Source organism: uncultured Clostridium sp. (genome assembly GCF_934754925.1).
Lineage (GTDB): Bacteria > Bacillota > Clostridia > Clostridiales > Clostridiaceae > Clostridium.
In genome coordinates this window covers 1-10,860 of sequence record NZ_CAKVJA010000061.1, presented here as the reverse complement: position 1 = coordinate 10,860, position 10,860 = coordinate 1, and the positions used below count along the sequence as shown (strand labels likewise).

The window sequence follows — 10,860 nt, the reverse complement described above, 5'->3', positions numbered from 1 at the left end:
ATTCTATAAAAAATAATTATTTCCTAATTATATAACATTTATAACATATATTTTGGCTATTACTAATAATTTTAATCTAATATAAGTAAAAAATAAAGTGGCTTATAGAAAAAGTTAGTTAATTACTAGAGAGGAAGTAAGAATAATATTATTTATACATTATTTTAAATATCTCAAGTAGTTACAATTGTATTTATATATATGAGAAATTTAGTTACCATTAAGTTGGAAAGGTATTAAATGTGTGATAAAATAACGTTATATTTTTCGTAAAATCTATAATTACTTTTAAGGGGGAGGAAGATGGTATTTAAGCAATTAGAATACTTTATAAAAGTGGCAGATTTAGGTAGTATAAATAAAGCAGCAGAAGCACTATTTACATCGCAACCTAATGTTAGTAAAGTAATAAATTCCTTTGAGAAAGAAATAAACTTCAAAGTTTTTGAACGCAATGCTAGAGGGGTTAGGTTGACAGAAAGAGGACAAGAGCTATATGATTATGCAAAAAGGATAATATGTAATGTTGAAATAATAAATTCAATAGTAAAAAGAGAAGTTAATCGTAGATTAAATATATCTTGTTATCAAAGTAATATGATATCTAGAGTTTTATGTGATTATTATAATAAATATAAAGATGAGAATGTAGAAATAGAATTTTTAGAAGGAAATGTTGAGCAAATAATAGAAAATGTTAGGATGAATCAATCTGATATAGGAATAGTATATGTTTCTGAAAATCAAAAGTGTTGCCTAAATCATACATTGTCTCATAAAAATATAGAATTTCATCTATTAGATACAAAGAATTCATGTATTTATGTTGGACCGAATAATAAGATGTATAATAAACAATATATTAATGTTGAGGAGTTAGCAACATTAAAGTTTGTGCAATCAACAAGAGATTTTTTTTCTGTGGATCAATGTTTAGAAGGCTTACACTTAAAGAATAATTATTATATTAATAATACAATAACTACAAATAGTGACCATCTAACTATTGATTTATTACTTACTACCGATTTAAGTAGTTTTGGCATTAAGTTTATTAATAAAGACTATGAGCAATATAATATAAAATCATTAGATATTAAGGGATATGATGATAAGTTACTCATAGGATACATAAAGAGAAAAAATGAAGAGTTATCTTGTGAAGCGAATAATTTTATAAATATGTTAAAGGATATTATTACTACACATGATAATGATAATGATAATCAATTATAATAAAATGATATAACTAGTTATAACAAATATGTATTAGACATACATAAATATAGATATTATACTTAAGTAGTCGGTTAAGGAGTTTAGATACTTCTATATAATTGATAATGATAATCGTTAAAAGGGGGATTCACATTGATATTGAGAAAAAGTAAAAAGATTATCAGTATAATGATAGCTAGTTTATCAACAGTAGTTATGCTTGCAGGTTGCTCTAATAAAGTAACTACTATTAATAAAGAAAGCTCAAATAATTTAGTATTTGCAAATTTTAGAGATTTAAGGGACTTAAATCCACATTTATATAATGGAGAAATGTTTGCACAAAATCTTATTTTTGAAAGTTTAGTAAAAATTGCTGATGATGGAAGTTTTGAACCTTGGCTTGCTGAGAGTTGGGAAATACTTGATGATGGAACAACTTATGTATTTAAGTTGAGAGAGGATGTATCTTTTACTGATGGTGTTAAATTTAATGCTGAAGCTGCAAAAGCAAATTTTGATGCAATTTTAGATAATGCTGATAGACATACTTGGCTTGAGTCTGTAAGACTAATGCAAGAGGTAGATAATAATGGCGGTAAAAGTGTAGAAGTTACAGGAGAGTATGAATTAACTATAAGACTTGCAGAAGCTTATTATCCATTTATGGTTGAGCTTGGTGTTATAAGACCTTTTAGATTTATATCTCCAAATTGTTTTATAGATGGAACTACTAAAAATGGAGTTACTGAATATATAGGAACAGGATCATATTATTTAGCAGAAAATAATGTTGATGAATATTCAGTATTTAAAGTTAATGAAAACTATTGGGGAGAAAAACCTGAAATAGAGGAGATTATAGCAAAGGTTATTCCAGATAATCAAACACGTGTTATGGCATTAGAAAATGGTGAAATAGATTTACTTTATGGTACAAATACAATAGATACTGAAACATATCTTAAGTTTGAAAGCTTAGAAGGATTTGAAACAAAGTTATCTGATCCAGTTTCAACTAGAATGATGATAATTAATACTACTAATGAAATATTAAGTGATGTAAAAGTTCGTAAAGCTATTCAACATGCAACTGATAGACAAACAGTTTCAGACAGTATTTTTGAAGGGATGGAAAGCCCAGCAGATACAGTTTTAGCAACTACTGTTCCATACGCAAATATTGGATTACAACCATATGAATATAATCTTGAAACTGCGAAACAATTATTAGATGAAGCAGGTTGGATAGAGGTAGAGGGTAAAACATATAGACAAAAAGAAGGTAAAGAGTTTGCTATAACTTTAAATTATTGTGTTGATAATGTTACTGAAAAGACAATCGCAGAATTTTATCAAAGCGAATTAGCTAAAATAGGAATTAATTTATCACTTAATGGAGAAGAAGAACAAGCTCATCGTGATCGTATGAAAGCTGGTAACTTTGATATTACATTTAACATTTCATGGGGTTCACCATATGACCCTCAATCATTCTTAGCAGGGATGAGAAAACCAGTTTATGGTGATTATGCTGCACAACAAGGTCTTGAAGAAAAAGAGCAAATTGATGAGGCTATATTAAAAGCATTAAAGAGTACTGATGAAGTAGAACGTCAAGAATGCTATAAATATGTTTTAACAACATTACATGAAGAAGCTGTATATATTCCAGTAACTTATGAAAGAAATAGAGCAGTTTATAATTCAAGTGTAGGAAATGTTTTATTTAAAGCATCACAATATGAAGTTCCAATGAACGAAATGATAAAAAAATAAAGAAATAAATTTAGGCTCTGTAAGACAAGATTGTTTAGCAGAGCCTTATTTAAAAGTTATATAGTTTTATAAAGGAGAAATTATGAAAAAATATATTATAAAGAGACTTCTTTTAGCAATCCCAATGATATTTGCTATATCTTTCATAGCATTTATTTTAATAAATTTAATACCATCAGATCCAGCTGAAGTTGCTCTTAGAGTAAATGAAATTGTACCAACTCCTGAAGCTATTGAAGCCATGAGAAAAGAACTTGGTCTTAATCAACCTTTCATTATTAGATATTGGAATTGGCTATTAGATTGTTTAAGGTTAGATTTTGGAGTGTCTTATACTAATACAACTAGAACTGTTTTAGGAGAAATAACAAGATGTTTACCAGCAACTTTAAAGTTAGCATCTATGTCATTATTTATTGTTATATTTGTAAGTATTCCAATTGGTGTATTAAGTGCTGTTTATAAAAATAGTATTTTTGATAGGATTGTACGTTTTATAGTATTTATTGGTACAGCTATGCCAAATTATTGGTTAGGACTTTTACTTATGTGGCTTTTTGCAGTTCAATTAAGATGGTTACCAACAAATGGAGCCATTAGTATGAAACATTATATATTACCTGCAATTACACTTAGTATGACATATATTTCTACCTATGTAAGATTAATAAGAAATAGCATGCTAGATAATATGAGTGAAAATTATGTTTTTTATGCTAAGGTAAGAGGAATAAAAAATAGAGTTATAACTTATAAACATATATTAAAAAATTCACTTCAAGCTTGTATGACAGCTTTAGGAATGAGTATAGTTCAGCTTATTGCTGGAACTGTAGTGGTAGAAAATATATTTGCAGTACCTGGTATAGGAAGACTTTGTATCTCAGCAATATTTAATAGAGATTATCCTATAATTCAAGCTTATATTTTGATGATGGGTGTATTATTTGTTTTTTGTAACTTAGCAATTGATATAATTCAATGTTTTATTGATCCAAGATTAAAAAGGGGGTTAGTAAAATAATGATAAAGAAAATTTTAAAAGATAAGGTAGCAGTAGTTTGCATTTTAATACTTTCAATAGTTTTTATAGCAGGAATATTTGCACCAATATTTGCACCTAATGATCCATATACTCAAGATATAGCAAATAAATTTAGTAGTTTCTCATTAAAATATCCTCTTGGAACAGACTCTTTAGGAAGATGTGTATTATCTAGATTGATATATGGAATAAGACCTACTATATTTTTATCACTATTTACAATGTTTTGTACTATTTGTATAGGAACATTAGTTGGACTAATATCAGGATATTTTGGTGGATTTATTGATGAATTACTTATGCGTATATGTGATATTATGCTTTCATTTCCAAGTCAAGTAATGATATTAGCAATAGTGGGGGTACTTGGAGTAGGTATTGAAAATGTAATATTTGCCAATATAATTGTAAAATGGGCCTGGTATGCTCGTATGATAAGGGGAATTACAATTCAATTTAGACATAAAAATTATATGATGTATTCTAAGGTAATAGAAAGTAAAGTTTCTTATGTATTATTTAAACATCTGCTTCCTAATATTTTAGCTGAAATAATAATATTAGCTACATTAGATATGGGATGGGTAATATTAAATATTTCAACACTTTCTTTCTTAGGTCTTGGAGTTCAAGCACCAGCACCAGAATGGGGAGCAATGCTTAGTGAAGCTAAAAATGTAATCTCAACTCAGCCAATGCAAATGGTAGCACCAGGTTTAGCAATATTAATAGTTGTTGCAGTCTTTAACTTGCTTGGAGATAGTTTTAGAGACGCTTTAGATAATAAGGAGGTAGCATAATGATATTAGAAGTTAAAAATTTAAAAGTAGATTTTATTAAAAATAAAAATATCACTCCTATTATAAAAGGTATATCTTTCAATGTTAAAGAAAATATGTGTCTTGGTATTTTAGGTGAATCTGGTAGTGGAAAAAGTATGACTTGTAAGGCTTTGATGGGACTATTAGATAGAAATTTTAATATTAAAGGTGAAGTTTTATTTAAAGGTAATAAAATATTATCTATGACTGAAGAGGAGAAAAGACAAATTAGAGGAAAATCAATTTGTATGATATTACAAAATCCAATGACTGCATTTAATCCGCTTTACACTATTGGAAATCAGGTAGTTGAAACTTTTAGGGAACATATAAAAATAAGTAAAAGTGATGCAGAACAATTAGCGATACAATCATTTGAAAAGATGAATTTAAAAAATCCTGTGGAAATATTAAAAAAATATCCTCATGAGTTAAGTGGTGGTATGCTTCAGCGTATTATGATTGCTTTAACAATTGCATTAGAGCCTGATTTAATAATTGCTGATGAACCAACAACTGCAATAGATTGTTTAAATCAAGTTGAAGTAGTAAAAGAGTTTAAGAGAATGAGAGAAATTTTTAATACTTCTATGATATTTATAACACATGATTTAAATGTACTTGCTCAATTAGCTGATGAAATAATTGTAATGGATGACGGAAAAATAATTGAAAGTGGAAGCAAGGAAGAAATAATATGTTATCCAAAAGAAAACCATACTAAATATTTAATTAATACTAGATTAAAGTTAGTTAATAAGTTTAAACAAGTTTTGGTATAAGGAGGCTTATAATGTTATTAGAGGTTGAAAATATACACTTAAGCTTTTCAACTAAAGATGGATTTTTAAAAAAAGAAAAAAAACATATACTTAAAGGTGTTTCCTTAAATATTAAAGAAGGTGAGTGCCTTGGAATAATAGGTGAATCTGGTAGTGGAAAAAGTACCTTAGGTAGAGCTATCTTAGGCTTAGAAAAGTTTCAAAAAGGAAGTATAAAATTTAATGGTAGTAGTAATAGAAAAGAATGGCAAAGTAAAATGGATGTAGTATTTCAAGATTATACTACATCTGTGAATCCAAGATTCAAAGTAATTGATATAATTTCTGAACCACTTTTAGGTGAAAATTTAATCAAGGACACTTTAAAAAATAAGATTATAAGTTTATTAAAACAAGTTGGTTTAAATGAGGAACATCTTTATAGATATCCTCATGAATTAAGTGGAGGACAATTACAAAGAGTTTGCATAGCACGAGCTATTTCTAGACATCCTAAATTTATTTTATTAGATGAGGCAATAAGTTCACTTGATGTTTCTGTTCAAGTTCAAATCTTAGATTTATTAATTGAATTAAAGGAGAAGTATAAGCTGTCTTATCTATTTATTACTCATGACTTAACTGCAGTAACATATATATGCGATAGAGTTTTATTTTTTAAAGAAGGGCAAATAGTAGAAAAAGTTGATACATTAGATGATTTAAAATATATAAAAGATGAGTATTCTAAATCATTATTAAATGCTGTTAAAGATATGGAAATTGATATTGAGTTTTATAAAGAAAAATTAAAGAAATCATCATAAGTTACAAATTCTAATAGAAATATGTATGTATGATATTTCAAGGGAGTGTAATAAAATGCTTAAGGTAGGAAGTTTATTTGCAAATAAAGGTGAAAAAAAACAGGGGTTAGTAGAGGTTTATGAAACTGGAACAGCTATGCCTGTAACTTTAATAAATGGTATAAATGATGGAAAAACTATTTTAATAACGGCAGGAATACATGGTGTAGAATATCCTTGTATTCAAACAGCGATAGAATTAGCACAAGAAATTAATCCAAAAGACGTAAATGGTAAAATTATAATAATACATCCAGTTAATACTCAAAGTTTTAAGAAAAAAACTAGTGCAGTAGTTCCTGAAGATGGTAAAAATATAAATCGTATTTTTCCAGGTGATAAAAATGGAACATTAGCAGAACAAATTGGACATTTTATAACTTATGAATGCCAAAGTAAGGCTGATTTTTATGTAGATATACATGGTGGTGACTTACATGAATTAACAACCCCTTTTGTATATTATCCTGGAATAGCAGATGAAGAGATAATTTCAGCATCAAGAGAAATAGCTTCAATATTAGATGTTAAATATATGGTTAAGTCAGGAGCTAAAACTGGTGCATACAATTCAGCAGCTATAAGAGGTTTACCTAGTATCTTAATTGAAAGAGGTGGAAGAGGTCTTTGGAATAATCAAGAAGTTAAAGAATATAAAAAAGATATTTTAACTATATTAAATCATTTTGATATTATTAAGGATATTAAAATTACTAAGGTAAATACTGAAATGATTACAGATATCACTAAGGCTATTTATTTGGAAGCAGATGTTGATGGATGTTGGTATCCAAGAGTTAGTGCAGGGCAAAGAGTTGAAGAAGGTGACATTTTAGGAGAGATAAAAGATTTCTTTGGTAATATTTTAATGACATATTATGCTGAAATAAGTGGTGTTGTTCTTTATATGACAGTATCATTGTCTGTAGAAAGTGATGAACCATTAATTGCATATGGTGAGTGTTAAATAAAATATGAATAATGATTTAACAAAAGGACCTATTTGGAAAAATATATTATTATTTTCTATACCATTACTTTTAACTAGCCTTTTTCAGCAACTATATAATACTGTAGATCTAATTTTTGCAGGAAATATTTTAGGAAAATCAGCATCATCTGCCATTGGAGTTAGTAGTTTATTAGTTACTTGCTTAATAGGATTTTTTAGTGGGATGTCTGTAGGTTCGGGAGTTGTTATTTCACATATTTATGGTGCAAGAGACAAGGAAAGTTTAAAGGTTGCTATTCAAAATGCTATTGCACTTAGTATTATAGGTGGAGCTATTATTATGGTAATAGGATATTTCTTTACTCCGTATTATTTAAAACTTATAGATGTACCAAGTCAGTTACAAGTAAGTGCTGAAGGATATCTTAGAATTTATTTTTTTTCATCTGTTTCTATTATGATTTATAATATTGGCGCTGGATTACTCAGAGCATTAGGAGATTCTAAAACACCACTATATGCACAGTTAATTGGTGGAATAATAAATATACTTATGAATGTCCTATTTATTATTATTTTTAACAACGGTATTTATGGAATTGCATGGGCTACATTAGTTTCACAAACTTTTGCAGCAATCTTTATTTTGTACAAGTTATCTAAGGTAGATAAAAATTATTCTTTAATATTTGATAAGATAAAATTTGATAAGAAAATTTTAAAAAAAATTATTACTATTGGGATACCAGCAGGAATACAGTCACTAGCAATTACATTTTCAAATGTAATGGTTCAATATCAAATTAATTCTTTAGGAGAGAATGTCATTGCAGCATTTACGGTTTATTTTAAAGTTGAGCTAATAATTTATCTTCCAATAGTAGCAATAGGACAGGCTGCTATGATATTTACTGCACAAAATAATGGGGCAAGGAAATATGATAGAGTAAGAAACGGTACAAAACAGTGTCTTATTATTGGAATTATTATTGCAGTATTTTTAAGTATATTTTCACTTTGTTTTGGGCGTGTATTATTTAGAATACTAATAAAAGAACCTACTGTTATTGAATTAGGACTTAATATAATAAAAATAACTTTTCCATTTTATTTTATATATGTAATATTACAAGTGCTTAGTGATAGTCTTAGAGGAATTGGAAATATAAAAGAGCCAATGATAATTATCCTGATTAATATATGTATAGTTAGAACAATTTTATTATTTATAATTGTTCCAAAATTTATGAGCGTTAATAGTGTTGCTATAGCGTACCCAATTACATGGGCATTAACATCATTATGTATGGTAGCTTATTACTTAGGATATAATAAATATATTATTAAAAAGAGTAATATTTAAATATGAATTTTAATTTATATAATTAATTAAAGAAAATTATATAATATAAGCGTTGAAAAAGTGTTCCTATGGAGCACTTTTTCATATTTTCTATTACTGTATTTAAAATAAAAGTTTTGATATATTAAATAATATTACTAATAGTTTTGAAATAAGAAAAAGAGATTATTTTTAAAAGAATAAGCTAAAAATGAAATAAATATTTATAAATAGTATAGAAGGTATTTATCTGTTAGGGATAAATATATTTAATATAAAGTTTGGGGTGTAATATGGAGATAGGAATAATAGGTTTTGGTGGAGTAGGACAATCATTAATAAAATTATTAGTGAAAAAGAGAAAATATATTTTTGAAAAATACAACTTAGATATAAAAGTAAAATATATAGTAAAAAGTGATGGGGGAATCTATAAAGCAAATGGTATTGATTTAGAAGAATTACTTGAATTTATTAATAAAAATAAAAGTATTAAAGAACATATATTGTGGAAATCTAATTTAAGTATTCAGGAAGTAATAAAAAATAATGATATTGATACTTTGATAGAATTAACATCTACTAATATAGAAACTGGGGAGCCAGGATTAACACATATAAAAAGAGCTTTAGAAAGTAAAATAAATGTTGTTACAGGTAATAAGGGACCTATTATATTAAAATATAAAGAATTAAAAGAAATTGCAGACAAAAATTCAGTGGAACTTAAGGTGGGGTGTACTACTGGAGGTGCATTACCTTCAATTAATGGAGGATTATATGATGTTGCAGGTAGTGAGATACAAGCTATTGAGGGTATATTAAATGGAACGACAAATTATATATTAAGTAAAATGACAAATGATAATGTTACTTATGAAGAGTCATTAAAGCAGGCACAAAAAAATGGTATAGCAGAGGCTAATCCAAGCCTTGATATTTTAGGATATGATACTGCATGCAAAATAATAATATTATCAAATGTTCTTATGGATACAAATATAAAATTAGAAGATATAGAAATAAAGGGTATAACAGAAGTTACATTAGAAGATATAGAAAAAGCTAAAGTAGAAAATAAAAAGTTAAAGTTAATTGGTAAAGTTGAAAAAATAGATAATATGATAAAAGCTTATGTAAAGCCAATAATAATTAATGAAAATCATCCACTTTACTTTGTTGATTATAAAAATAAGGGAGTTTATTTTAAAACTGATACATTAGGAGATATAAGTATAATTGGAGGAGCTTCTGGGACTATGAATGCAGCAGCTTCTATATTAAGAGATGTTGTGTTAATTAATAGTTAAGTATTTAGGGAATCATAGATAATAATAAATTAAGATTTTATATATTTTAAATAGTTAAAATTTTTAATGGGAAAGATTGAAGAGGGTATTATGGACAAGAATATTTTAAGAAAAGAAATATTAGAAAAAAGAAATAGGTTAGAATTAGAGAATAAATATGAATATGATAAGGTAATATTTCAAAAACTAATAAACAGTGATATTTATAAAAAATCAAAAAAAATATTTACTTATGTAAGTTTCGGTTCAGAAGTAGATACTAAGAAATTTATAAACTATGCTATAAGTGATAACAAAGATATTTATGTTCCTAAAACAGATAAAGTTAATAAAGAAATGTTAGCAATAAAAATTAACAGTTTAAATAACATGGATGTGGATAAGTGGGGTATACTTGAACCAAAGGATGTGGATAAAAGTAAAGTTGGGGATAATTTTGATTTGATAATAATGCCAGGTGTAGCCTTTGATATAAATGGAAATAGAATTGGCTATGGTGGAGGATACTATGATAAATATATTTCAAATATTAATAATAAATGTATTAAATTAGCTTTAGCATATGAACTACAAATAGTAAAAAATATTAAATCAGAAATCCATGATATTAAAGTTGATTTTATAATAACTAACAAATAAATTTAAAATTCACAAAAATACTTGAAAAAATATTCCATAAGAGTATAATAAAGATAATAAATGAATAAAAAGTCTTTTATTAAGAATGGTGGAGGGACTGGCCCTGAGAAACCTAGCAACCTGTCGT

General features: G+C 26.8%; 10 protein-coding genes. All 10 read left to right on the top strand.

The window, feature by feature from the left end:
- Window positions 1-303 precede the first annotated feature (303 nt).
- Window positions 304-1,236, top strand: coding sequence for a LysR family transcriptional regulator (locus tag Q0G30_RS13030; RefSeq protein WP_294390838.1), 933 nt, complete (start codon window positions 304-306; stop codon window positions 1,234-1,236).
- 135 nt (window positions 1,237-1,371) lie between these two features.
- Window positions 1,372-2,997 carry a nickel ABC transporter substrate-binding protein gene (nikA, locus tag Q0G30_RS13025; RefSeq protein WP_294390835.1) on the top strand — a complete coding sequence of 542 codons (1,626 nt, stop codon included), beginning with the start codon at window positions 1,372-1,374 and terminating at the stop codon, window positions 2,995-2,997.
- Between the two features lie 82 nt (window positions 2,998-3,079).
- Window positions 3,080-4,021 (top strand): nickel/cobalt ABC transporter permease, encoded by a 942-nt coding sequence (gene opp1B / locus Q0G30_RS13020; RefSeq protein WP_294390832.1) that lies wholly within the window; start codon window positions 3,080-3,082, stop codon window positions 4,019-4,021.
- On the top strand, window positions 4,021-4,842 hold the full coding sequence (opp1C, locus tag Q0G30_RS13015; protein ID WP_294390829.1) for a nickel/cobalt ABC transporter permease: 822 nt from the start codon (window positions 4,021-4,023) through the stop codon (window positions 4,840-4,842). Before opp1B ends, opp1C begins: the two co-directional genes overlap by 1 nt.
- The gene (locus tag Q0G30_RS13010) at window positions 4,842-5,645 is read left to right on the top strand and encodes an ABC transporter ATP-binding protein (protein WP_294390826.1); all 804 of its coding nucleotides are present in this window, start codon (window positions 4,842-4,844) and stop codon (window positions 5,643-5,645) included. Before opp1C ends, Q0G30_RS13010 begins: the two co-directional genes overlap by 1 nt.
- Before the next feature lie 11 nt (window positions 5,646-5,656).
- The gene (locus Q0G30_RS13005) at window positions 5,657-6,451 is read left to right on the top strand and encodes an ABC transporter ATP-binding protein (protein WP_294390824.1); all 795 of its coding nucleotides are present in this window, start codon (window positions 5,657-5,659) and stop codon (window positions 6,449-6,451) included.
- Between the two features lie 55 nt (window positions 6,452-6,506).
- A complete protein-coding gene (locus Q0G30_RS13000) occupies window positions 6,507-7,457 on the top strand; it encodes a M14 family metallopeptidase (RefSeq protein ID WP_294390821.1) in 951 nt (316 codons plus the stop codon).
- A 7-nt stretch (window positions 7,458-7,464) separates the two neighbouring features.
- Complete coding sequence (locus tag Q0G30_RS12995) at window positions 7,465-8,805, top strand: MATE family efflux transporter (protein ID WP_294390818.1); 1,341 nt, start codon at window positions 7,465-7,467, stop codon at window positions 8,803-8,805.
- A gap of 272 nt (window positions 8,806-9,077) precedes the next feature.
- A complete protein-coding gene (locus Q0G30_RS12990; protein ID WP_294390815.1) occupies window positions 9,078-10,094 on the top strand; it encodes a homoserine dehydrogenase in 1,017 nt (338 codons plus the stop codon).
- Between the two features lie 90 nt (window positions 10,095-10,184).
- Window positions 10,185-10,733 carry a 5-formyltetrahydrofolate cyclo-ligase gene (locus tag Q0G30_RS12985; RefSeq protein ID WP_294390812.1) on the top strand — a complete coding sequence of 183 codons (549 nt, stop codon included), beginning with the start codon at window positions 10,185-10,187 and terminating at the stop codon, window positions 10,731-10,733.
- Window positions 10,734-10,860: the final 127 nt, after the last annotated feature.